At 42.3% G+C, this 26,253-nt stretch carries 19 protein-coding genes; 15 read left to right on the plus strand and 4 right to left on the minus strand.

The genetic code is table 11. The features are described from left to right. The first annotated feature begins 25 nt into the window (after positions 1 to 25). The 5 genes from BT_RS22325 to ccsA are packed head-to-tail and all read left to right on the plus strand — an operon-like array spanning position 26 to position 8,921. Positions 26 to 2,560, plus strand: a complete 2,535-nt coding sequence (locus BT_RS22325) for a hypothetical protein (protein WP_011109257.1) — start codon at positions 26 to 28, stop codon at positions 2,558 to 2,560. Then, positions 2,560 to 4,359 carry a YncE family protein gene (locus BT_RS22330; RefSeq protein WP_008764577.1) on the plus strand — a complete coding sequence of 600 codons (1,800 nt, stop codon included), beginning with the start codon at positions 2,560 to 2,562 and terminating at the stop codon, positions 4,357 to 4,359. The genes BT_RS22325 and BT_RS22330 overlap by 1 nt, the downstream gene beginning before the upstream one ends. Positions 4,360 to 4,395: 36 nt before the next feature. Continuing rightward, complete coding sequence (locus BT_RS22335) at positions 4,396 to 5,286, plus strand: hypothetical protein (protein WP_008760094.1); 891 nt, start codon at positions 4,396 to 4,398, stop codon at positions 5,284 to 5,286. 40 nt (positions 5,287 to 5,326) lie between these two features. Next, positions 5,327 to 6,472: a PTS cellobiose transporter subunit IIC gene (locus tag BT_RS22340; protein WP_008764578.1), complete on the plus strand. Its 1,146-nt coding sequence runs from the start codon at positions 5,327 to 5,329 to the stop codon at positions 6,470 to 6,472. Positions 6,473 to 6,485: 13 nt separating this feature from the next. Then, on the plus strand, positions 6,486 to 8,921 hold the full coding sequence (gene ccsA / locus BT_RS22345; protein ID WP_008764579.1) for a cytochrome c biogenesis protein CcsA: 2,436 nt from the start codon (positions 6,486 to 6,488) through the stop codon (positions 8,919 to 8,921). Between the two features lie 195 nt (positions 8,922 to 9,116). Here the strand turns inward: ccsA and BT_RS22350 are convergent, their stop codons facing one another. Together BT_RS22350 and BT_RS22355 are read right to left on the minus strand one after the other, a co-directional pair. Then, positions 9,117 to 10,916 (minus strand): hypothetical protein, encoded by a 1,800-nt coding sequence (locus BT_RS22350; RefSeq protein ID WP_008764580.1) that lies wholly within the window; start codon positions 10,914 to 10,916, stop codon positions 9,117 to 9,119. Positions 10,917 to 10,920: 4 nt separating this feature from the next. After that, complete coding sequence (locus BT_RS22355; protein WP_008760098.1) at positions 10,921 to 11,334, minus strand: HU family DNA-binding protein; 414 nt, start codon at positions 11,332 to 11,334, stop codon at positions 10,921 to 10,923. A gap of 694 nt (positions 11,335 to 12,028) precedes the next feature. Here BT_RS22355 and BT_RS22360 point away from each other — a divergent pair. From BT_RS22360 to BT_RS22375, 4 genes are all read left to right on the plus strand, one after another. Next, positions 12,029 to 12,478 carry a hypothetical protein gene (locus BT_RS22360; protein WP_008764582.1) on the plus strand — a complete coding sequence of 150 codons (450 nt, stop codon included), beginning with the start codon at positions 12,029 to 12,031 and terminating at the stop codon, positions 12,476 to 12,478. Positions 12,479 to 12,649: 171 nt separating this feature from the next. Then, positions 12,650 to 13,111, plus strand: coding sequence for a hypothetical protein (locus tag BT_RS22365; RefSeq protein ID WP_008764583.1), 462 nt, complete (start codon positions 12,650 to 12,652; stop codon positions 13,109 to 13,111). A 60-nt stretch (positions 13,112 to 13,171) separates the two neighbouring features. Continuing rightward, a complete protein-coding gene (locus BT_RS22370; protein WP_008764584.1) occupies positions 13,172 to 13,879 on the plus strand; it encodes a hypothetical protein in 708 nt (235 codons plus the stop codon). Between the two features lie 158 nt (positions 13,880 to 14,037). Beyond that, the gene (locus BT_RS22375; RefSeq protein ID WP_008764585.1) at positions 14,038 to 14,742 is read left to right on the plus strand and encodes an Ig-like domain-containing protein; all 705 of its coding nucleotides are present in this window, start codon (positions 14,038 to 14,040) and stop codon (positions 14,740 to 14,742) included. A gap of 127 nt (positions 14,743 to 14,869) precedes the next feature. Here the strand turns inward: BT_RS22375 and BT_RS22380 are convergent, their stop codons facing one another. Continuing rightward, entirely contained in the window at positions 14,870 to 16,084 is a 1,215-nt protein-coding gene (locus BT_RS22380; protein ID WP_005837038.1) for an IS256 family transposase, read from the minus strand. Between the two features lie 10 nt (positions 16,085 to 16,094). Here BT_RS22380 and BT_RS22385 point away from each other — a divergent pair, with 10 nt between their 5' ends. Genes BT_RS22385 through BT_RS22395 form a run of 3 tightly spaced genes read left to right on the plus strand, consistent with a single transcriptional unit; the run spans position 16,095 to position 24,242 of the window. Then, the gene (locus BT_RS22385; protein WP_162303132.1) at positions 16,095 to 17,390 is read left to right on the plus strand and encodes a hypothetical protein; all 1,296 of its coding nucleotides are present in this window, start codon (positions 16,095 to 16,097) and stop codon (positions 17,388 to 17,390) included. Positions 17,391 to 17,416: 26 nt separating this feature from the next. Then, complete coding sequence (locus BT_RS22390) at positions 17,417 to 17,689, plus strand: hypothetical protein (protein WP_008764595.1); 273 nt, start codon at positions 17,417 to 17,419, stop codon at positions 17,687 to 17,689. Between the two features lies 1 nt (position 17,690). Beyond that, positions 17,691 to 24,242, plus strand: coding sequence for a collagen-like protein (locus tag BT_RS22395; protein ID WP_008764596.1), 6,552 nt, complete (start codon positions 17,691 to 17,693; stop codon positions 24,240 to 24,242). Positions 24,243 to 24,258: 16 nt separating this feature from the next. Here the strand turns inward: BT_RS22395 and BT_RS22400 are convergent, their stop codons facing one another. Next, positions 24,259 to 24,849: a leucine-rich repeat protein gene (locus tag BT_RS22400; protein WP_008764597.1), complete on the minus strand. Its 591-nt coding sequence runs from the start codon at positions 24,847 to 24,849 to the stop codon at positions 24,259 to 24,261. Between the two features lie 43 nt (positions 24,850 to 24,892). Between BT_RS22400 and BT_RS22405 the strand changes: the two genes are divergently transcribed. The 3 genes from BT_RS22405 (at position 24,893) to BT_RS22415 (ending at position 26,172) form a co-directional block, all read left to right on the plus strand. Then, positions 24,893 to 25,123: a hypothetical protein gene (locus BT_RS22405; protein ID WP_008764598.1), complete on the plus strand. Its 231-nt coding sequence runs from the start codon at positions 24,893 to 24,895 to the stop codon at positions 25,121 to 25,123. 88 nt (positions 25,124 to 25,211) lie between these two features. Further along, positions 25,212 to 25,562, plus strand: coding sequence for a hypothetical protein (locus BT_RS22410; protein ID WP_008764599.1), 351 nt, complete (start codon positions 25,212 to 25,214; stop codon positions 25,560 to 25,562). Between the two features lie 19 nt (positions 25,563 to 25,581). Continuing rightward, positions 25,582 to 26,172, plus strand: coding sequence for an N-acetylmuramoyl-L-alanine amidase (locus BT_RS22415; RefSeq protein ID WP_008764600.1), 591 nt, complete (start codon positions 25,582 to 25,584; stop codon positions 26,170 to 26,172). Positions 26,173 to 26,253: the final 81 nt, after the last annotated feature.

Here is a 26,253-nt window from a genome sequence, read left to right on the forward strand (position 1 = left end):
AATTTAAGGTAAACAGGAATTTGAAATGATAAGATCGAAATTAATAAAGTGGTTGAAGTGGGGGATGGTATGTTGCATGCTCGTCCCGTTCCTTGCCTGGCAGGCGAAGGACACTTCTTTCCAGCCAACCGACACAAAAGGTTTTATCGCCGAAATGCAGAAGCAGTTTGCAGAGGTTCAGACGATAAAGAAGAAAGAGAATCACAGGGAAGAGCTGGAACGTAAAGTGAGAGATACACACCGGATGTTGATGCATGATTATCCGGTTTATTATGACTGGTGGCTACAGGATGGAAATGATGCGAAAGACATAAAGGACGGAAAAGATGTAAACTGGTTCAGAGGTTCTTTCAGCCGGCAGCTTTCCCTTCGTATGCAGAAACTGAATATTACTACTGCTGTCAATGATACTCCGGAAAGTATTGAAGCGGCTTTCCAGTCTTATCTGAAAGCGTGCGAGAGAAGACGTGCCGAACGTCTGGAAACTTTCACTGCCAATCAGCCGGAGATTGTTTTTACGAAGTTCAGAACGTTGCGTCCTTCTTTCTTTGCTTATACCGAAGGCGTTTCCGATGCCCGTGCCGAGTGCAACTACTTTGCAGGCGGTTCGCTGTCGAAGATTAAGATGAACGGTATCTGGGCGGAGGAAGAAACACTGCTGACGGACGAAGACGGTGTATATCGTGACCCTAATCTTCATTTTGACGGTCAGCACCTGCTTTTCTCCTGGAAGAAGTCTGCAAAAGACGATGATTTCCATTTGTATGAGATGGATTTAAAGACACGTGCGGTCAAGCAACTGACTTTCGGAAAAGGACATGCCGATATCGAAGGCATCTACCTGCCGGATGAGAATATACTTTTCAACTCTACCCGTAGCGGGAGTGCGGTGGATTGCTGGTTTACCGAAGTCAGCAATATGTACCTCTGCGACCGTGAAGGCCGTTATATGCGTCAGGTAGGTTTCGACCAGGTGCATACTACTACGCCGACTTTGCTTGACGATGGTCGGGTAGTTTACACTCGTTGGGACTATAATGACCGTGGTCAAGTATGGGCGCAACCTCTGTTCCAGATGAATCCTGACGGAACGGGACAGGCCGAATATTACGGAATGAACAGCTGGTTCCCGACAACGGTAGCGCATACCCGTCAGATTCCCGGTACACGTAAAGTGATGACTGTCTTCATGGGACATCATAATCCCCAGCACGGTAAATTGGGTATTATTGATCCCGAAGCCGGAAGAGATGAGAATGAAGGTGTCATGTTTGTTGCTCCGGTGCGCAAGCCCGAGGCAGAGCGTATAGATAGCTACGGACAGTTTACTGACCAGTTCCAGCATCCTTTCCCGCTGAACGAGACGGAATTTCTGATTTCCTATACTCCGCTGGGATACCATATCGGACATCCGATGGAGTTTGGCATTTATTGGATGAATGCAAACGGAGAACGCGAATTACTGGTTGCTGATTCGAAGATATCCTGCAATCAGCCTATCTTGCTTGCTCCCCGTAAACGTCCGTTCCACCGCTCGACTTCTGTAGACTATACGAAGAATGAAGGAGTATATTATATGCAGAATATCTATGAAGGGAATGGCTTGAAAGGAGTGGCTCCCGGAACGATCAAACAGCTTCGTATCGTAGAAATTCAATTCCGTGCAGCCGGTGTGGGCGAGGTGAATGGTAATGATGAGGGAGGTGGCGCATTGGCAAGTTCTCCGGTAGGAGTCGGCAATGCCGCTTGGGACGTGAAGAGAGTGATCGGAGTGACGGATGTATATCCCGACGGTTCCGCTTTCTTTAAAGTACCTGCCCGCAGACCGCTTTACTTCCAGGCGTTGGACGATAAGGGAAGGGTAGTGCAGACGATGCGCAGCTGGTCTACCTTGCAGCCGAACGAAGTTCAGAGTTGTGTAGGATGCCATGAACACAAGAATACGGTTCCGGTGGCAGGTCATCGGGTATCCATGGCAATGGACAAAGGAATCAAGGCATTGGCTCCGGAAGATGAAATGGGAGAACGTAACTTCAGCTATCTGAAAGAGATTCAGCCTATCTGGGACCGAAATTGTATCTCTTGTCATGACGGAGTGAAACACCCGATGAGCTTGAAAGGAGAACTGAAGGTAGTGGACAAACAGAGTAAAAGAAAATATACGGACTCATATCTCAGTCTGACGCATGCCCGTCCGGATGGTCCCGACAGAGCATGGAGAGGCGATGCCCATCATCCTGAAGTAAACTGGATCAGTGCTTTGTCCCAGCCTACTTTGTTGCCTCCTTATTTTGCAGGGTCCAACAAGAGTAATCTGATCAAGCGTCTGGAAGAGGGTCATGGAGGTACGAAGCTGACACCGCAGGAGATACGTAAAGTTTCTCTCTGGATCGACTTGCTCGTTCCTCAGATCGGTGACTACCGGGAAGCGAACAACTGGTCGGATCATGATCGGGAGTTTTACGACCGCTACGATAAGAAGCGGAAACAAGCCCGCATGGAGGAACAGGAGAATATTCGCCAGTACATTCAATCTCTTCAAACTAAACAACAGAAATAATGAAAAAGATATTGATACCTGTTAGTATCGTAGCTATACTTCTTTGCGCTAGTTGGAAAGAAGATGCAAAGACGGTTTCGCCGGATCGTTTGTTTCTGGCGGACAGTGGAAAGTCCTTGTTTGTAACGAACAGGGCAGGCAATGAATTAATCAAAATGTCGTCCGACGGACAGAAGGCGGAACAGAAAGTGACCCTTTCCTCGCCCGTCAACGCCATGACACAAGACCCGTCCGGCAACCTTTGGGTGGTATGCGACGGAAACACCGGCATGATGTACGAACTGGATGGAAAGAAACTTTCGGTGCAGTCAAAAACAAAGAGCGGTGCTACGCCTTCGGATATCTTGTACAGTCCGGTGTCCAAATCGCTTTGGGTGACACAACGCTTCAACAATGAGTTGTGGGAAATTGATCCGGCAACCCGTAAGGTAAAGACAAAGATTGCGGTCGGTCGTGAACCGGTGGCTATGGCTCCGTTTGCGGGCGACTCTTGCCTGCTGATTGCCAATAATCTGCCGGAAATGTCCTCTACGGCTTATCCTATTGCAGTGCAGCTCGATATCGTAGATGTCCCTTCAAAGAAGGTGACGGGACGCATCATGTTGCCGAACGGCGCTACCGATGCGAAGTCTGTAGCGGTAGATAAAAATCAGACGTATGCGTATGTCACTCACTTGATTGCCCGTTATCAGTTGCCTACCAATCAGCTGGACCGCGGATGGATGGCTACGAACACGCTGTCCATTATCGACCTGAAAGCTGGAAAACTGCTGACTTCCGTATTGTTGGACACTCCCCAGAAGGGAGCCGCCAACCCGTGGTCGGTGATTGTCACTCCGGATGATAAACAGATTATCGTAGCTGCTGCCGGAAGTCAGGAGCTGGTTCGTATTGACCGCATTGCTTTGCACGAACGTTTGGCGAAGGCAAAGCAGGGGGAGATGGTGACTCCTTCCGTGAAGTCATGGAATAATATTCCGAATGATGCGGGATTCTTATATGGTATCCGCGACTTTATCCCGACACAGGGGAAAGGCCCCCGTTCGGTGGTTGCTACCGGAGATAAGATTTACACAGCCAACTATTATACTTCGGAACTGGTGTCTATGGATTTGAACGGCAAGAATCTGAAGAAGCAGGTTTTGGGTGCACCGCTGGCTTTCACGAAAGTCGGAAAGGGTGATATGTATTTCCATGACGCTACTATTTGTTTCCAGAACTGGCAGAGCTGTGCTACCTGTCATCCGAATGACGCCCGCATGGACGGACTTAACTGGGACTTGCTGAATGACGGCATGGGAAATCCGAAGAATACCAAGACACTCTTGCTTTCGCATCAGACTCCGCCCTGTATGGCGACCGGTATCCGTAAGAATGCCGAAGTAGCGGTACGTTCGGGTGTGAAGTATATTCTGTTTATGGAAGGTGAAGACGAAATATACGAATCCATCGACGAATATCTGAAATCCCTGAAACCGTTGCCAAGCCCATACCTTGTGAACGGTAAACTTTCCGGTAAGGCAAAGAAGGGAAAGAAGATTTTTGAAGAAAACTGTGCGAGCTGCCATTCCGGAGAGTACTATACAGATCAGAAACAGTATAAGGTAGACTGGACAACGGGTCCGGACAAGGGACTGTCTATGGATGTTCCGGCACTGAATGAATGCTGGCGTACAGCTCCCTATCTTTATGACGGGCGCAGCTATTCAATGAAGGATATGCTGAAAGTTCACGGACCTCATAAGCCTGTCACTGAGAAGGAATTGGAAGAACTGGAAGAGTATGTGTTGTCTTTGTAAAGAAGATATCTGTTTATATTAATACTTAGAATAATAATGATAAAGATATGTAGTGTTGCGTTTTTGTCGCTTCTGCTCTCTGCCTCTTCTCTGTTTGCACAGACCAAGACGTTTGCCGGAGCCGATTATTCGCAGGGAATCGTATTTGTGATGGAAAACAACCAAATGGTGTGGAAGCACAAAGCGCCCGATTCCAATGATTTGTGGATATTGCCTAACGGCAATATCCTCTTCACCACCGGACACGGAGTGCTCGAAATGACCCGTCAGAACGATACCATTTTCCATTATGAATCAAAAAGTCCGGTCTTTGCCTGCCAACGCCTGAAAAATGGTAATACTTTCGTTGGCGAATGTGTTACAGGACGGATGCTGGAGATATCCCCCAAAGGGAAGATTGTGAAAGAAACCTGCATCCTGCCGAAAGGTGTGAAGGATGGCGGATTCGCATTCATGCGTAATGCACGGCGGCTGGATAACGGTCATTTCCTCGTAGCTCATTATGGAGACCAGTGTGTGAAGGAGTATGATGCAAACGGCAAGGTGGTGTGGAAGCTGGATGTTCCCGGCGGTCCTCATTCTCTGACTCGTCTGCCTAACGGACATACGCTGATAGCTGTTGCCGATAAAGATCAGAACCCCAGATTGATAGAAGTGACTCCAGAAGGAAAAACGATCTGGGAAATATCGAATGCGGATATTCCCGGAAAGCCTTTGAAGTTTCTCGGAGGTTTTCAGTACTTCTCCGACGGACGTTTCCTGATTACGAACTGGACGGGACACGTGAACCCGAAGGAGAAAGTACATCTGCTGCTGGTAGACCGCCAGAAGAATGTGCTCTACTCTCTGGAGAATACTCCGGAACTACAGACGATGTCTTCCGTATATAGTACAGACAAACCGGCGGGGGTAGCTTCGTATCATTAATTGATGTCTGTGGCATAAAAAAAACATTGAAGTTTGCAATATGAAATATTATCGGATAAAATGTGAAATCTATAAAGCGGCAGGAAAGAGCTGGGAACGAATGGCGGAAGAATTACTTCTGTCAGCCGTTCGCGGGGAAGGAAAGGAACATGGGGGAAAAGTGGTCCGTCTTGTATTCTTTACATTCTGTGAGGATAATCGGGAATATCAGCTCCAACGGTCTTTTCTGGAACAATGGGTGGACGATCATTTCGTTTCTCCCCGTCCGGTTCTTTCGCTCGTAGCCCAAAAGCCTTTGGTGGGAGAACTGGTCATGGAAGTCCATTCGTTGCCGGCAACTGCCGGTGAGGAAGTGACGGTAGAAGAACAGATGACTTCTTCCGTCCGCTACCTTCGGGTTACTTCCGGTCATTATCGGGAAATAATAGCGGGAGGACTTTATGCCGACGATTTGACTCTTCCTGTCCGCGAACAGTCGGAGCAGGTGTTCGGGAAAGCGGAAGAAATTCTGAAAGCGGAGCAGATGAGCTTCGGTGATATTGTCCGCCAGTGGAATTATCTGGAACGCATCACGGATATTGTGTACGGCAATCAGTGTTATCAGGATTTTAATGATATACGTTCGCAGTTTTATGCTTCTTCGGAATGGGCTTCCGGATATCCGGCAGCCACAGGAATCGGGACGCAGCATGGTGGAATACTAGTCGATTTCAATGCCGTCAAAGGAGGAATAGAGATTATCCCGTTGGATAATGACTGGCAGAGAGCTGCCCATGTCTATTCGGATGAAGTCCTGATCAGCCACCGGACGGATGCGGAGAAGGGAACTCCCAAGTTTGAAAGAGGCAAATCGTTGTCCGATCATCAACAGGAGATGATTTATATATCCGGCACAGCCGCCATTCGTGGTGAAGAAAGTATCGTGACGGGCGACGTGCTTGTGCAGACGGAAATCACACTGGAGAATATCCAGCATCTGATTGGTCTGGAAGAAGGGAGAGAGAAACTTCCGGAACATTCCGGCAAGCTGGAACTTCTCCGTGTGTATCTGAAGCATGAAGAGGATGCGAAGATTGTAAAAGAAGATATGGACAAACTTTGTCCCGATGTTCCTATTGTCTATCTTTATGCCGATGTATGCAGGGAAGAACTGCTTGTAGAAATAGAAGGTATTGCTTATTTGTAAAAACAGAAAACTGATGAAACTGATTCGATTGATCGCTTCTCCGATTTTGATGTACGTATTAGCGGGAGTTTATGCGTTGGTACTGGCAATCGCCACTTTTGTGGAAAATTCGTCCGGTCCGGCCGTTGCGCGCGAATACTTTTATTATGCTCCGTGGTTTATTTTGTTGCAACTCTTGCAGGCTGTCAATCTGTTGGCCATGTTTCTTCAGGGAGGTTATTTCAAAAGAATCAGTAAAGGAAGTCTGATCTTTCATGGGGCTTTGGTTTTTATTTGGTTGGGGGCGGCTGTTACTCACTATGCAGGAGTAACAGGAATCATGCACATCCGTGAGGGGGAAACGGTGGACCGCATGATGCGCGATGAAGGGGCAGGGATGGGAAATGCCTCCCTGCCTTTTTCTGTCACTCTCGATGATTTCCGGTTAAAGCGTTATCCGGGCTCTCACAGTCCGATGTCTTATGAAAGCGATCTGGTGATAAAGAAGGAGAATGAAGCTCCTTTGCAGGCTACGGTCCGGATGAATAAGGTGATTGAAGTGGATGGTTATCGCTTGTTTCAGTCTTCGTTCGATCCGGATGAGCAGGGAACGGTGTTGTCCGTAAGTTATGACCGTCCCGGTATGCAGATTACCTATATCGGCTATTTCCTGCTGTTTGCCGGCTTTGTGCTGACTCTGTTCAGTAAGAAGTCCCGTTTCGGGCGTTTGCGCAGGGAACTGGGGGAGATGAAAAAGAATGCTCCTTTCTGTCTGCTTCTCTTTTTAGGTTTATCCGGTGCTTTGGGTACACAGGCGTCATATGCGCAGGAAACGCTTTCTTCTTCGCAGCTACCTTGCATTCCTGCCCCGCACGCCCGGAAATTCGGCAGTCTGGTACTGCTCAATCCTAATGGTCGCCTTGAACCTGTCAACAGTTACACTTCCGCCATTCTGCGCAAACTTTACGGAGCGGACAAGCTGAACAGCATCAATTCAGACCAGTTCTTTCTGAATCTTCTCGCTTTTCCGGATGAGTGGGGTGGCTATCCTTTTATCAAGGTCGATAATAAAGATATTCTTCAACGGTTCGGAAGAGACGGCAAATACATCGCATGGCAGGATGTCTTTGATGCCGACGGCAATTATGTGCTGACCGATGAAGTGAATGCCATCTATGCAAAATCCGCTTCAGAACGGAAACGAATGGATTCGGATTTGTTAAAACTGGATGAATCGGTGAATATTGTCTACCGTATTATGCAACATCAACTTCTGCCTCTCTTCCCGGACGAAAACGACGTTCAGGGAAAATGGTACTCGGCAGGTGACGAACAAACCGTCTTTCATGATAAGGATTCCCTGTTTGTTTCTAAAATCATGGATTGGTATATCTACGAATTGGGTAATGGTGTCCGCACTAATAACTGGAAAGAAGCGGACAAGATTGTCGATATGATGCATATCTTCCAGCAAGCTAAAAGTAAAACTCCCGCTATTGACAATCAGAGAGTAAAAGCGGAGCTTCTCTATAATCAGTTAAACCTGTTCTTCTGGTGTCGTCTGGCTTACCTGATTTTGGGCGGAATCTTACTTTTCATAGCCTGCGGAGAGATTATCGCGGATTTCAAATGGGGGAGCAGACTGAGCAGCATACTGATTGTTCTTCTGATCGCTGCTTTCCTTGCACACACGACCGGTGTCTTACTGCGCTGGTATATCTCCGAACGTGCACCGTGGGCGAATGCTTACGAATCAATGATCTGCACTTCCTGGCTGCTCGTTGGCGGAGGCCTCTTGTTTGCCCGGCGTTTCCGTATTCTCCCTGCGCTTGCCGGACTGTTAGGCGGAATCATGCTTTTCGTGGCAGGACTGAACCATCTGAATCCGGAAATAACTCCTTTGGTTCCGGTGCTTCAGTCGTATTGGCTGATGTCTCATGTCGCCATTATCATGATCGGCTATGTATTCTTCGCACTTTGTGCGCTGACGGGACTGTTTAATCTTATCTTGATGAATCTGCTTTCTGCCACCAATCGGGTGAAGCTTCTCTTCCGTATCCGTGAGTTTACCTTACTGAATGAAATGGCAATGATTCTCGGCTTATTCTTTATGACGGCAGGAACCTTCCTCGGTGCCATCTGGGCAAATGTCTCATGGGGCAGATACTGGGGATGGGACCCGAAAGAAACATGGGCTTTAATCTCTATTGTTGTCTATGCACTGGTACTTCATATCCGTTTTATCCCGCTGCTGAAAGGTAAAACAACTTGGTGTTACAATTTGCTGTCCGTAGTCTCCATTCTCTCCATTATCATGACTTGGTTTGGAGTAAACTACTACCTGAGCGGCTTGCACTCTTATGGAAAGACCGAAGGGGGAGATTTACTGTTATGGATATGGGGAGCGGGTTTGTGTGTTGTGCTTGCTTTGGCCCTCTTTGCACGCAGGCGTTTGAAAAAGTATTCATGATTCGGTAAATAATAGAATTAGCCGCTTGTGACATTTTTGTCTTTATTCTAAGTATTATACGGGGATAAACAAAAATGTCACAGCGTTTGTAATCAGTGGTTTACCCCTGAAAATGACTTGTTTTTAAAATAAGTTTGCAAAAAACTATAGGATGTTTTTGTCTTTTTCCGGATCAAAACTGCATTTTTCTTTCATTTATTTGTGTTTCAGTATTTTAATCATTCTGGCTTCGCGATTCCTGCTGTTTTCTATTTCCGCATATTGTTCCAGTTCTTTCGTCGTTATGCCCCGTCCCGTGTTTAATCCCATCTTTTTATATACCTGTCTGAGCATACTTTTCGCTTCCTGCACGGATATTTCAGCACCCACAGGAAAAGCACGTTGGATATATGTCCGCATTTGTCCGGACTTCTTAATCGTATGCTCGCTACTCACATTTAGTGCTGTCCGCAATTTATTCTCATTATAATCGGCTTCCCTTACAAATTCCGCTCCGAAGCGGCAGAAACAGTCGTATATATACCTGTCGGCGGTAGAAGTAATCAGATTCATCAACATACGCTGATACCTTTTCTGTATTTTCTTGTCGGTAGCTTTGCTCATCTTTTCCATCTCTTCCAGTTTCCGGACGATCAGTTCTGCCCGTTTTTTCTTTGCCAGACGATGCTGGATAGCCATGCGTTCATTATCCGAAACCGGCATCAGGCGTTCTTCGTGCGAGAAGACAAAATATCCGGTCTGCTCGTAAGCAAGGTGCAGCAGATCGGCAGAGGTGTACAAGCGTTTCACTTGTTCCTTTTCATAGAAGTTGGCTATCAGAAACGAATCCGGCTTTCCGTTTTCGTCCAGATAAGGGAGGTAAGAGTTTTCTCCGATGGCTTCCTGTAGTAAGGTGCGTTCGCCTATGTTGGTAGTTCGTGCCAGTTGCGCTTTCCAGCCGTTGAAAATGGTGGAAGCTCCCTGAATCCAGTGATCGATTTCAGAAGAAGACATACATTCCAGTTCCGGTCGGATAGAAGCGATGTGTGTCACACTGTTGACTCCGCCCCGGAAACGTCCGATAATCTGGATTGCCTCGGTGGCAGGGTCAATAACGGATTGCGCGGCACCATACAAGTCACTGACGAAAATCACATGAGGCGGATTTTTGCAGAGTATGTCTACCGCCGAGTAGAAGCGGGAGGTGAAGAAATTGTAGCGTTCCAGTTCGGTGATCATCATTGACTTTTTGCGGCGGTTTCCTTTCCAGAGCTTGTATTGTCCGTCTTCGCTACAGAATGTGCAGGCATTGCTTAGTTCGGGTATCAACCGGTAGAAGCTGTCTATCGAATCTATACTGTTACAGAAAATACAGACAGTTCCTCTCTTGGCTTCAATCACTTCCTGCAGGGTTTCCAGCACATTGTTGGTAGTAATCAGTTTCAGTTTCTGCCGATAGACATAATCCGGCTGAATCAATACCCGCATGAAACCGTCAAAACGACTGTCCTTTTCGGGTACGATAGGTGTAGCGGAAATCAGTGCCTTGTTCTGGAAACGAAAGAAATCATTCATCGGTTCGCGGATAGAGTCACGGTAGTGCACGTCCTGTACCAGCTTCTCGCATTCATCAAACAAGATGAAGCATTCGGTATACATATCTATATCCACCGTTTGCATGGCTTCCTTTATCTTGTTGAAGCCTTCGGGGGTAGTCAGTAGTTTATAATCCTTCTCCCGGTTTGCTTCCAGAAAGTCGGCGATCTGCCGGATGCTTACACCTTTATAGACAGCAAGTGCATTCTTATGTACCTTTGCTTTCGACTCGATGACGGGTACATTCGGTTCGATGATAATGGATTTGCGTGGTGCTGTGAGTTCACAGTGCGTGGCACCCAGTCCCGGCAGCAGTTTGTTGATGATGCAATTGGTAGGAATAAAATCTTTTCCTGCACGTTTTAGCGCATCCGCAAAGTATTCTCCTTTCCGGATGGAGTAAATTCGATCGTATTCCATGCAATTAATATTTCCGTTTATTGTGTTTCTTTGGATTGTACTTCTCAAATCCGGCAGCTGAAATACGTTTTTTTAGATTCTTGTCCGCTTTAAAAACTACGTTTTTCACTTGGATGGATTCTGCCCTGTGGTTTTCGTCAGGCTCTTTGTCTTCACAGAAATTTCCGTTTAGAGAGAAACTGCCGAAGTCGTCCAGATTGAGTATGTTTCCGTCTTTCAGTACGGCTTCCATTCCTTCCAGTACTATGCTGAGGCTTTTGTATGCTTCTCCTTTGGATAGGTTGTATTTGGTTGCCAGATATTCTACGAATGCTTTGGTGTCCAGTGTATCCCATGATAGCAGTTGTACCCGGACATTTGTCTCCTTATCTCCTGTGAATGTATCCGCGAAGCGGGTTGTTTTGTAAAGTATGCTCATAATAACTCCTTTCAATAGCCATTGTTTGCGGTGCAGTTGAGTAATAGCCGGGATAGACAAGTGTAACAGGAATATTGCACAAGTATAACAGGACGGTTGCTCAAGTGCAACAGATTAATTCATACAGATGAAGTTGCTAAAAGATAAGGGATTATTTTTAGTTTGTGTGGGAAAAACAATTAACTCTTCCTTATGAATTGGTAAAAACATCTTGTCGGTTAAGACGATGCAAAGGTAAGAATAAGTACCGGACTAACAAGAGAATAAATCTATTTTGTGACTTTGTCTTTGATGTCATGGTTTGGTATAGTAAATTTTATTCAAACATTAATAATGATAGTATTTTTATCGGATTATCAACAAACAATGCATACAATAGATGAAAAGATGGCACGACCTTAAAATATAATATGCTAATTGACTGCTAATTAATATTCTCAACATCTAGTTTGTATTATTGAATTGAACAACCAAAATGAATGTCTTTATGGATATAAAAAAGAATTTGCGGACCGTTGCGAGGAATGCAGCGTTTAGGGTAGAGTTTCTCACGAGTGGGAGAGAGATTCTTTTGTACACGAATGCTATTTACTCTGCTATGATGTGGGGGTGGACTAAGCGCATCGAAGAGAAAGAAAAAGAAACTCACATAAGAGAAGAGTTAATAAAGTAATAATCTTAAAAACGACAGGCTATGTTACAGGAATTTTTAGAAATTGAAGAACTGAAATCAATACATGAAGAGAAGCTCAGATTGATGGAGAGGGAAATGGCATTATCAACTCCTTTACTAACAGAATTGGAGTATATACCCATGCTGTATAAATGGTATTGTGAATTGTCCGGTTGCTGTGAGGAAGCAGGAGTACAGAATACCGATCAGAAAGGACAATTTCTTTTCGTTATCTTATTTTTTTATTCTCCTATTGCATTAGTTGGCGGAAGAATAGTAAGTGGTGTTCGGGATAAGCTGGCACAATTATTCGGATTTACTTCCCCGTCTGCTGTTTCCAATCTTTGCAAATTAATAAAATCGTTTTATACCACTTACAAAGGGTATAGAAAGATTGTAAATCAGCTATGTGACGAATTTATGAGTCGTCTGAAAGAGAACGGAATCATACCTCAAAATCCTATTTTATGACTTCGGGTAAGATGTCACGGCTGGGGGAACTGAAAATTTACCAGTCATTGATATTGGCAGTACTTTTACCAGCGAATTAGAAAACAGGACCTGTGATTCAAAAGAAAGAACAGTTTAAAGCTAGCTTTTTTATATATTATTTATTAATTAAAAATTTAAACAATTTAAATTATGGCACAATTATCTTGGGGAAAACCCACAATTGAGTTTGGAAAATGTGTGAACGGAGCTACACCGTCAGAATGGACAAAACTAGGTTGCGACCCGGTGGAAAGTTCAACGAAACTGACTCCTACCAAAGGTGAAAAGAAAGAAGCAAAGGTAGAGGGAGGCGAAAATGAAGCAGTGAAGTATGCCAGAAATACTTATGCGTTCGAGTTTGAAATCCGTGCGGCTAAAGGTCGTGAAAAACCGATCAAGGACTCTGACGGAGTAGTTGAAGGCGAGTATGCTTTCCGTCTTACTCCGGAAGATGAAACATGCGAAGGTATCCTGATCGAACGTTCTGTGGTTTCTGTAGAAGAATCATACGACACCGCCGAAGGTAAGAAGTGGAAATACACGGTAGATGTATTGAAACCTGCCACCGGTGATCAGGTGAAACCTTATACTCCTGCTACTCCGGCAGAATAAGATTCTTTTTACGTCAATGGAGAGCGCTAGTCATGGCGCTCTTCTTTTATAAATTCCGCTATGAACATAAATAAAGAAATCGAAATCAACATATCCGATGCTATCGTGGAAAAAGCGATCAGTTTTAGTATCGGTAAGAATAAACTATGTCTCTATCCTTCTACTTTGGGTAAGATGCAAATACTGAAGAACTTGTATCTCTCGATGGATGTCAATATGGAGCTTCTGGCCATTAATCCGCTTGTTGAGACGCTGAGAATCTGCCAAGAGAAAACGGAATCTGTCTGTCAGGTCATTGCTTACTCTACATTCAACGATAGAAAGAGTATTCTGGATATGGAGAAAGTACTTCGGCGTGCCAGGCTTTTTCAGGATGAAGCGTCGGTGGAAGATTTGGCTACCATTTTGACTATTATCCTTTCGAGTGATAAGATAGAAGAGTTCATCCGATATTTTGGTATCGATGCAGACCGGGAAATGAAAACACGAATCAGCAGGATAAAGGGAGAGGGGAGCAGCATCACTTTCGGGGGAAAGAGTATCTATGGACTGCTGATAGACTTTGCCTGCCAGCGCTATGGATGGACAATGGACTACGTACTTTGGGGAATTAGCTATGTCAATCTGAATATGTTGTTTGCCGATGCTGTTACTACTGTGTATCTTAGCGAAGAAGAACGTAAAAAGTTAGGTCGGGGAGATGGCGAGGTGATCAATGCGGATGATCCGGGGAATAGAGATTTGATAAGGAGAATGATTAGTGAGTAATTTATAGAAATAATTATTACGGATTAGTGTTGTTATGTTGTTGTTATTTGTATCTTTGCCAAATGTTTATCACGTTTTACATAAAGGATTCATAGGTGGGATATGAATTGGTAAAATGAATGCACAAACGAAATAAGCTGGCTAAATATTAACAAGTAATGAAAAAGATTTTATTTTTAATGACGGCTGTTTTAGTGATTGCCGGATGTAGTAAAAGTGAAGATGGGAAACTAACTCTGAGTGCTAATCAAGTTTCTTTGTATTCGGGCGACACAAAACAAGTAACGGTAAACGACAATGCTACTTGGAGTTCAAAGAGTGAATTTGTAGCTGAAGTAAGTGAGGATGGAATAATCAAAGGAAATCATGTTGGAAAAACAATTATCACTGCAACTTCAGATAATGGAGAGGCGCTGTGTGAAGTTGTGGTAAATGCTAAATATAGCACTTACACAGAACCTGTATTGGAATTTGGTGTGGATAAGGCAACTGTTAAGGCTAAAGAGAAACGTACTATTCTGGAGGATAAAACAAGTACATTGGGATACAGAGGCGAGAATAGTGCTGTAAAGAGCGTTGCTTATCTGTTTGAGAATGGAAAATTAACTTCTTCAGCTATAGCTCTTTCCTATTCGTATACTGAAGAAATAGCTAAATTTCTGTCAGAGAGATATCAGGTAATAGGGAAGGATAGTGATGGTGCATATTACTTCATCAATAATGATTCGGATAAATATAATATGGGGGTTAGATTATCCGTTGAAAGTGGTTTCATTATGGTGGTGTATGTTCCTCAGTCTCCTAAATCAAGGAGTATTCAAGCTGCAGATCTGCAGGAACTTAAGTCTATATTGGGAATTTAATATATAAATCTATAAGCTTGGTAGTGTAAAATAAACTGTGTCACGCATTATTTATCTCTAGAAAACTCATCGGTCGGGGAACGGCCCGCGCCAAGGGGCGGGACCACCCGTCCCGACGAGCGTAAAATTACAATAATTTAAACCGGTTTCCAAACTTTATAGCCAGTTGTTGCGAGATGGTAGCCCAATTGGCCAGTGGCATGGTCCATTTCTTACGTATATTGCGGTATGCAAGATAAACAAGTTTCTCAAGGGCTGTATCCGATGGGAACACGCCCTTGTTTTTTGTTACCTTGCGGATCTGACGGTGATACCCCTCAACGGTATTTGTGGTATAGATAAGCTTACGGATGACCGGAGTATACTGGAAGTATTCGGACAGCTTATCCCAGTTGTCCTGCCAGGATCTGATAACGACAGGATACTGTTCACCCCATTTTTCATCCAGCTTGAGGAGCTCATTTTCTGCGGATTCCTTATTGACTGCCTGATAGACACATTTCAAATCCCTTAAGAACTCCTTCTGATTCTTGGATCCTACATACTTGATGGAGTTACGTATCTGATGTACTACACAAAGCTGTACGGCTGTATTAGGATAAACGCTTTGAATGGCTTCAGGAAACCCCTTCAGACCGTCTATACAGGCAATGAGAATATCCTCAACTCCACGGTTCTGAAGGTCTGTCAACACGCTGAGCCAGAAGTTTGCTCCCTCATTCCTTGATATATACATTCCAAGTAACTCCTTGTGTCCCTCCCTGTCAATGCTCAGTACATTATAGATTGCACGGGTTACCGCGCAGCCACGTTCATCCGTTACTTTGTAATGAATGGCATCCATCCAGACTATAGGATAAACAGAATCAAGCATCCGTGATTTCCATGCTTTTATCTCCGGAAGTACACGGTCTGTGATGGAACTGATTGTGTCGGCCGAAACACGATTCCCAAGATTTTCTTCCATCCAGTCACTGATTTCCCTTGTGCTGTTTCCCATTGCATACAAGCCAATTATACGGTCAGCAACACCTTCTGCCAGAATAGTCTCACGCTTCTTGATAAACTGGGGATCAAAACTCGAATTACGGTCACGGGGAGTGGAAACGGTTACTTCGCCCAAGGGAGTCTGAACCTGCTTTTGCATCTTTCCGTTACGACGGTTACCCATCTGGCGTTCTTCTTCTGTCAAATGTGCATCCATCTCTCCTTCCAGGGCTGCATTCAATATACTTTCCAATAGTGGGGCAAAGGCGCCGTCCTTACCCAACAAAGGCTTGCCGGCTTTCAGCTGTTCAATGGCCTTGTTCTTGATACTCTCGAAATCAAATTCTTCTTTCATAAAAAAAACTGTGTTAGCAAAGTTAATACTTTATTCCTTGCTGACACAGTTTAATTTACATCCTCTGGCTGACACGGCAGTCGATGCGGGTACACCTAGCATATTAGAAGCCAACAGTCCTGTTATCAGCCGGGTTCTTGCTTTTCTTGATGCGGGCATCAATACCGGAGAAACGATCAAAACGAATCTTCGTACTGCAATTAATGCTCTGAAAACAAAGTATTCGAATCTTAAGATGGGATTATTCTCTACGACCTATACCCTTGAAGGTAGTTCGGCTGCTTATCCTTTACTTTCTTCCGATTCATTACAAAGGATCTCCTTGCTAGACGCTGACAAACAGATATATCCTTTATTCAAGGAGTATGTAACAGCACGCAACGAGCTTGCTAACCTGGGAGTAGAAGCCTCCCGTGAATGGATTGTCAAGAATCAGACGACTATTGACCAGACTAGCACGTCCATTGGTCTGTTGGTGAAGAAGACAGAAGGTGGGGAAGTCGTTAATGCAGCTTCGATCATTGCTGCTATCAATGAAAGTGGTGATGGTGAAATTAAACTGGTAGCTGATAAGATAACTCTAGAAGGTTTTGCTACTGATAATAAGGGGTTTAGTATTGAAAATGGATATATGACTGCTAAGGGAGGAAAAATTGGAGGGTTTGAGATAGATGGATACGGATTGTCAAATTATAGTAATGCAGATGCGTTTATTAGTATTGAAACACAAAAAACACGGACATCAGGAAATCAAACTTTAACCGCCATAAGGAAAGCGATACTCGGTAATGGCATACCTTCTATTGCAGGATTTGAAACAGCGTCTATGTTTCAGGCATCAGGTGACGATGAAAATATAGCTGTCAAGATTAATGCTTATGGCAGTTCTACATATGATTATAAGTATGGAGGAAAGGCTAATTATGCTCTTGTTGCTTCTGGAGGATGCCAATGGAAATTATCAGAAGCTGGAGATACTTGGTGTATGCCCGGTGTACTTGGGTGTGTCGAGATTTATACTACCAATAGTGGCATTAACCTTAATAGGAAATGGGGAAATGGTATTTCTATTAACCGTATTGCATTAAACGCAGAACGGGAGTATGAATTTTACCATAACCTTGGACATACAGATTATTATTTCTTGGCAATGCCATCAGTAAATTGGGTGGATGGATACCATGAAGCAATTCCATCTTATACTAGCATTGAAAATAATGTTTTTCGGATATTGTTTAGATCTGGGAATAATGATAAGGCAAAACCCGCTTATTTTATGGTTATAATTTTCGGGAGACCTGCTTAATAAATGATTTATTAATAAGAAAAATTATGAAAGTAGATTTTACAAAAGCAAAAGTAGAAGTGACATTTGGTGAATACAAGGAAATGGATATCGCCAAAGCAGTAGGTAATGCAATTCATCAGAATACTTCTGATATCGGTGTTGATGAAACAGCACGCAACATTTATCATTCCGAAGGAGAGCTTGAAATCCCTGATGAACAAATCAGTGCTATTATATATGCCCTCTCTAATGCAAGTACCATTCTGGTATCTGCAAAGAAGGCTGCTTTAAATTTATTAAAACTAACACAGGAATAATATGGAACTGACACAAGAGCAAATTAATGATATAGTAACGGCTGTATTTTCGTTGATGGAATCTCAAGGAATGCTGCCTGAGTCGCAACTGGACGTACTAGCTCAAAACGTGAAGCGACGCCTGCAACTCGACTCTGTAGGAGTTGATGAAGTTCCTCTTGTTGATTCGATAGAGGGAATTAACTCTCTCCCGTGTGTACGCCAATCCGGATCGGTATTTGATGTTGTCCGTACTCCGTTGGAACTACTTAAAGGTAAATTGGCAGCTTTACCTGTCTTTCGAATTTCGTCAGGCTATTGGCAAGTATCGGAAGATAACGGGAATACATGGAAAGATATAACTGATTCTTTAGGGAATCGGGTGTCTGCTCAGGGAGAAAAGGGAGAACAGGGAAATCAAGGAGATCCGGGTCAGACAGGAGAGAAGGGAGATCCGGGAGATAAAGGTGATAATGGAGAAAATGTCTATCTTCAGTCTAACGGAACAGAATTGCAATGGAAGATGGGAGAGGATGGAGAATGGCAGACCCTGATTTTACTTTCTGAAATAAAAGGTGCTGCTTCAATGGGAGAATTGACCAATGTGTCTCAAGAAGCTGATATAGCAGAAGATGGTTCCGTTTTGATGTATAGGGACAATGAATGGAAACCGGCTGCGGAATGCTTTATTCCTACCGGAACGGCTGAGGACGGTTCTATCATTACCACTTTTTCTGACTTAATGAATTATATCTCCACTCATGGAGAAGGTGGTGGCGGTACTGGTGTGCAACGGAATATTCGTATCACAAATAACCTGGAATCGAAAAATATTTCTGCTAGTAAGGGAGAGCCTTGTTTATTGGATTTTACCTTTATCAGCCAGGAAAGATATAGCTCTAATGAACCATATGAAGACACAGGAGAACGTGGTATGTGCCAGATTTCGGTCAAGAATAACATTAACTCTGAATATGTTATAGTGAAACAATTGTATATCAATTCTAGTGTTCCGTTCAAAACGGATATTGCCGAGTTTCTGACATCCGGAGCTAATAATGTCATGATCAAAGTTACCGGAGAAGTGACTGAGGTAACAACTCCCGCATTTGTATATGCTGTGCAGCTTACGTCTCTGTCCATTAGCGCAGTAAACTTTAAATGGTGGACGGCATTTAATAATGACATTACAGTTCCGTTCAATATATCAGGGAATGTTTCTAAAAGTCTGTATGTGAACATTTCCGGAACAGATTATTCTGAAGGGTATGAAGTAGCGTTGGGCACGGGAGTTTATGTCGAAACTGCTTACAATTACTCTATTCCACATCCACAAAAGAGCGGAATTTTTAAGATATCGGCTTATGTTTCCAATGCGGACGGTAGTATTCGTACTAAGACCCTATCATTTAATGTGATATGTGCAGTCGCCGGTGAGCAGGCTAAACTGATCGCTATCAATAATGTGGCGGAAAGAATAACCAACTGGAGTGAAAACATCTTGTTTGATTATACGATGTATGATGGTGATAATGTTAGTACTTCTGCCTTGTTTGAGATTACGAAGGGGAATGAAGTAGTATTCAGTTCTACTGAAGAAAGCATTTCTACCTCTACTAAGTATTCATTCTCATTGCCTCTTGAAATAGACACAATAGATAATCAGGATTTCTCTATTATTGCTAATGTCAAAGATAGCGGCGTTCTGCTTACCGATCCATTAGAGTTTCCCGTGAATAACTCGTTGGGATATTCTGCCGTAGCAGGAGCTGTGATGTATATCAACCCTAAAACACGTACCAACAGACAAGGAAATAGGGAATGTATGATTAATGAAGTCGACGGAACGCAGATCGAAGCTATATGGAATGGAATAAACTGGGGAAACGACGGATGGACAAACGATAATCTAGGGTATAAAACGCTCCGTCTGCTTGCCGGATCAAGCGTTGATATCAATTACAGTCCGTTTGGAAAAGAGAGTGCCCGGACCGGCAAGACATTTGAAATAGACTATCAAATCTCTAACGTTACTGATTTCTCAAAACCGGTTATCACAGTCTCTACTCCTGCAGGAGATTTATTTGTCGGATTGAATATTTATCCAGACAACGTGATTATGTACTCACAGTCTCTAAAAGATAAGGATGTACAAAGTCTTCACACCTTTGAAGAGAAGCGGACCCGGCTGACACTTACAATCATGCCGGATGCTTATGGAAATAGTGGATTTAATCTCTGCATTCTCTATATAAACGGAATTAAGAACCGTGAGTTTACTTATGAGAATAATGATTATTTTGCTCATAACGGAACGATTGTCATAGGCTCTGATAATGCGGATGTAGATGTATACGGTATTCGTGAATATGATTCGGCATTAACCTCGCAAGGTGTACAAACGAACTATGTCAATTGGCTTTCTACAGCAGAAGAAAAAAATAGTTTCAAAACAGAGAATGACATCCTTGATACAAACGGTTCTGAAATAGACTTCGATAATACGGTTGACCAATATAATGTCATAGTGTTTGACAATACGATTCCAAGTATGGCTGACCAGACGCAACGTATTGGTACCCTTGACGTTTACTTCTACGACCATCCGGAGTGGAATGTATCTATCAGTGATGTCACTGCAAAAGGACAAGGTACTTCATCTATGAAATACTGGATATGGAATACCCGTTATCAACTAGACAAGAATTTGTCTGTCATTACTCATGCTGATGGAAGTACCAGTAAAAAAGTATGGCAGATGGTACCTTGGATTCCGGCAGGACAGAAATTTACAGCAAAAAAGAATTTTGCCTCTTCCATGCAATCTCATAAAATCGGCGCAGTCAATTCTTACACTGATTTATATAAACAAGTAGGTTTGTCGAACGAAGCAATGCAGAGGGAGGGGTATTCGGATGTACGTGTATCAGTATACGAGCTTCCTTTCTTTTGTTTTGAAAAGTCAATTAATGACGACGGAGAACCTGTATATGTTTTCAAGGGTTTATATACTTTCGGACCGGATAAAGGGGATAAATATACGTTCGGCTATGATACGGACTATTTTCCTGATCTTTTGTCTATCGAAGGTTCTGATAACTCGCCTCTTCTGACTTTGTTTCGTGTTCCGTGGAATACTGATAGCGGGAGAGTCGTATACGATGAGGACAAAGAAGCATGGCAGTATAATGGTGCCAACTCTTTCGGTTTTGGAGCTGGAGATATAGCAAATATAGTCAACTGGATTCCAACCTACAATCACGTTTATCAATGTTCCCCCCGTTTGCTTCCATTCGATGGTACTCCCGATGAACTGAATGATGACCTGGATATATATCGTACGCAGCCTTATGAGTTTTGGATTGCAAAAGTTGGTGATTCGCATCGGTTTGATGTCTATTATTATGAGGCGTCGGTAGGTTTGTTTATACCATCGGACATTGGAGAAGGACCAATTAATCTGGTATCTCAACTGGTAGACAAAGATTATGGACTTGCTTCTGCTGATATTGAGAATAAAACAAATGATAGTCTGAATACCCTTTTTATCAATGCCCGTGTGGCTAAGTTCAGAAAGGAAGCCGCTTTGTACTGGGATATCGATGATTGTTTGTACTTTATGAACAATGTAGAGTTTAATGCTGGAACAGACGAACGAGCAAAGAACACCTATCCGTATAGCTTTGGAATCGAAACTTCAAAATGGAGATGGCGTGTTGATGATGCTGATACTCGTTTTGATACAACCAATCGTGGTTTACCGGATAAAGAGTACAGTGTTGAAACTCATGATTTGGATGAGACCGGGGCGGCTGTATGGAACGGAGAAACAAATAATTTTTTTAACTTGATGGAACTTGCTTTCCCGGAGGAGAAGATAATAAGTATGCGCAAATCTATGGCAGCCATGCAATCGCTCGGAGGTTTAAAGAGTGGAAATGACCTTGAAAAGATATACGCGTTTTACAAAAAGTATTTCTTTGACCAAGCGCAGGAATATTTCCCGTCGGACGGTTATAATGCTGATGCTAAGTATTGTTATGAAAATGGTAAATTAGCTTATAATGCAGGTATTTATTCAAATGATACTGATCCGATTACTCAAAGTTTAGGCGATCATTATCTGGCGGAGCAGAGGTGGATTACTAAGCGTATTTTGTATATGATGTCGAAGTATAACTTCGGACTATTCTCGGCTTCTGGAACCGATACAATTACTGTACGTGCTGCAGGTAACACGATTAAATATCAGTTGACACCCGCAATGGATATGTATCCGGCAATTGCGAACGGTACAAGTATCATACAAGGAAAGAGAACGAAAGCTGGAGAAGTGTGTGAAATGGAAATTGAACTTTCGGGCTCCGGTGATCAGCAGAATGCAATACAGGGAGCATCATATCTGCAGGATATAGGTGATTGGTACAATAAGAATGTAACTGGATCTATGATTATTCAAGGAAGAATGCTAAGGGATATACGACTTGGAAGCAAAAATAATCCGGTTATCATTTCAATATCCTCTTTGACATTATCGAATTGTGTGAGCCTTCAGAGATTGCTATTATCGAATATTACCACTTTGTCCGGTACATTGAACTTAACCGCATGCGAGCACTTGCAAGAAATTTATGCAGACGGTACTTCTTTGGCGCAGATTGTGCTGCCGTCGGGTGGAGGACTTCGTGTAGTTGAATACAGCAGATTTAATCAATACTTGTCATTGTCTAATTATCCTCTTCTTACAGATGATGGAATCGGGATTGACTTGTGCAAGACAGTGATCAGTGACTTTTTCATTGTTGATTGCGCACTGGTTCGACCTATGAAAATTCTTGTTGATATAATGAATGCACAAATGGAACAAGGAGATAACCATGCATTGAAGAGGATTAGAGCCGTTGGCTTTGAAGAGTCATACAATAACTCGTTCATATTAGACAAATTGGTTGACCTGACAAACGGTACTTATAGTGGATTAAGTAGTGAAGGGCTTTCCGGAGAAGATGAATTACCTGTGTTAGATGGAACTCTCAACATCAATGCGAGTGTTTATGGAGATACTGTAGAAGCGCTCAGAGCAATGTTCACAAGACTAACCTTAAATATCAATGGGGAATTTTATGTTCGTTTTGCAGATGATATTGTAACAATGTTATGCGCAGAAAATTGGGGTGACGGTATAGGAACAAGCAAAAGACAAATGGGAAATATTACTGAACTAGGAATTATTTTTGCAGGAACAGGTATCAAATCGTTTAAAGAGTTATCTTTAAGTAAGATTGAATCATTAACAAATGAATTTACAGGTTGTTCGCAACTTAGTTCTATTGCATTTCCTGAGACACTGCGGATATTGAACACAACGGCATTTGCTGGTAGTATGGTTGCATTAGACTTGTCTGATTGCACACATATAACTGATTTACTGATTGATTCAGACGATACTATTGATTTCATGCCATCCGCAAACGATAATCTCGTTAATATTACTTATAATAACGGATCTAGCTGTATACATATGGTGGGTTATTCAAATGCTATTCTTACCATTAATAACGAGTCTGAGATTGTAGATTTTTGGGTAGAAAATTGTAATACTAATAATAATATTCTTTCGAAAATACAATCCATATATTCAGTCAAGGAACATTTACTTAAATATATTAGGGCTGTAGGATTTGATGAAGAATTCTATACGAACGAAATATTAAAAACTCTGTTATCATTAGCTGAGAATGGATATCGTGGAATAAATGAAAGTGGAGAAAGAGATGATAACATTATACCTGTATTATCAGGGAAAGTACTATGTACAGATAAGTATTCGCCAGATATGTTGTATGATTTAAAAAGTTACTTCCCTAATATTTTGTTTAATATGACGGGAGAAGCTTGTGTTGATTTCAAAGATCAAGTCGTAAAAGATATATGTGTGAGGAATTGGGGTAGTGATGGAGAATTGACCGTTGAACAGGCTGCAGGGATAACAACTATTAATACTAAGTTCAAAGAGAACTTGGAAATTACATCTTTTAATGAGTTGAAATATTTCACTAATGCAAACGCACGTACAGAGTATCCTGGTGAGCCTGGGGTGCCATACGGAGCTTTCGACCGATGTACCAATCTGGAATCAGTAACAATAATGCCTACAGCCAAAAGAATTGAAACAAGTGCTTTTGGTGGTTGCTCCAGTCTTAAAAAAGTTCTATTTCCTGATTCTGTATATTTCTTAGGTACGAATATTTTTTATGGCTGTACTTCGCTGGAAAGTGTAAATATACCAAAGGGTTTTGCTGACAGTAAATTTCCAAGTAATGTATTTAGAGATTGTATTTCATTAACTTCGCTTATAGAAGTACCTGAAACTGTCACTATAATAGGTATGGCAACATTTAATGGATGTACTTCTTTAGCAGGGGTGAAATTGAAGGGAAATGTCCCTCCATCTCTTGAATACAGTGTGTTTGGTAATTCTACATTCCCTATTTATGTCCCAGAAGCAGCAGTTAATGCTTACAAGTCTGCTTCCGGATGGACTTCATTGGCTTCTAGGATTATGGGATACTAATTTTCTACTCTGATTGTTAGTGTACATTATTGGGGTTAAGATCAAAGTCATACTCTGTAATAGTTCTAAAACTTCCCCAATTGGTCGCAGAAGCATAAACTTCCTTGCATCCAATAGGAACGTATAGATCACAGGTATCAGGATTATCTCCCCATCCGTGTTCCAATATTGGTGGAATTGTTGATTTTACATATAATGTATTTAGATTAGAGCCTCTTCTCCAATATCCTCTAATTCTGTATGTTTTAAATGGAAGTACTAATATTGTAACTTGAGTGTTTTCTAGCCACAGATCACCGCCGACGTATAATGGTACATCCCCTCCATCCTCAAACACAATAGAAGTGAGGTTTACACAATTCTTAAACGTTGCAACATCACAAAGACCAACTGACTTGGGAATTAAAATTTTAGAAATTTTAGTATTAGCCAAAAAACTGAGAGCGATATTAAAAATGTTGGGTGGAAGAACAATAGATTTCAAATTTATACAATTCTGGAATGGACTCGAATCAATACGATTGTTATTAGCAGAATCCAAATAACGGCCATTACTATTGGTATAATTGACAAAATATTGAAATTCATCAAAGTTTGTAATTTCCAAGTTCTCTTTGAACTTAGTATAATAATATAAATAAAAAATAAGAATGAAAAAAGTGAAAATTATGATTGGAGATAATACTCCTAGCTTCCATCTGATAGCTTCAGAAGGTAAAGTTCTACAAAGAATATCTGACAAACAGATTTTTGGGTATGAAATATACTTAGGGTATACCTACTATATTGGTTCTCAAAAGCTACCCGAACCATTGTTAGAGTTGCCGGAGCATTATTGTGAGATCGATGCTCCTGAAGAATATAAAGATATGCTTTATTAGATTTGATTTTGATGGAATATGTTTGAGTACAGTATACTATAGGATATATCCATTAACATCATTAATAACAGAATAAAATTGGATAAATATGGGATTAAATGAATGGCTAGCTCTGATTGGCGCTCTAGGCGGATTAGAAGCAATCAAATGGGTAATAAACTTCTATGTGAACAGGAAAACTAATGCACGTAAGGAAGGTGCGGCTGCTGACAGCATGGAGAATGAAAATGAGCGTAAGCAAATAGCTTGGTTGGAGGAACGTATCGCTCAAAGAGATGCAAAGATTGATACTATCTATGTTGAACTCCGTCAGGAGCAAGCTGCCCATTTAGATGAAATTTACAAAAGACATGGAATTGAATTAAAACAGAAGGAGGCTGAAATGAGGCGTTGTGATATTCGTAAATGTGACAGGCGGCAACCTCCAAGTGGTTATTAATAAAAAAGAATATTGTAACATGAAAATATTGATAGATAACGGGCATGGTGAAAATACTCCTGGCAAATGTTCACCGGATGGGAGATTAAAAGAATGGGCATATACAAGAGAAATAGCTGATAGAGTGGTAGCCGGATTACGTCATAGGGGAGAGGAGGCAGAACGTATTGTGAAGGAGGATGTAGATATACCACTCTCTATACGATGTAGGCGAGTGAACAAAATTTATCAGGAATCTGGAGGAAATGCGATCTTAATTTCTATCCATTGCAATGCAGCAGCTCTTGGTATTGATTGGTTATCTGCGCATGGATGGAGTGTATTTGTTTCGAATAATGCTTCTGCCAATAGTAAATGTTTGGCTACAAGTTTAGCTGAATCTGCTATTATGCAATCTGTTTTTGTCCGTCAGCCAATGCCAGGACAACTGTTTTGGACACAAAATCTCGCCATATGCCGGGATACAATTTGTCCGTCAGTATTAACCGAGAATTTTTTTCAGGATAATAAGGAAGATGTCGAATTCCTTTTATCTCCTGAGGGAAAGCAACAAGTTATACAAATACATATTGATGGGATTCTTAATTATTTGAAAACTATCGAATTATGAGGCATTTAGTATGTATATTGATGCTATCTTTTGTATTGGGAGGATGTTTCTGTTCATGTCGGACTCAATATATCCCGATTG

It is taken from the genome of Bacteroides thetaiotaomicron VPI-5482, assembly GCF_000011065.1.
Lineage (GTDB): Bacteria > Bacteroidota > Bacteroidia > Bacteroidales > Bacteroidaceae > Bacteroides > Bacteroides thetaiotaomicron.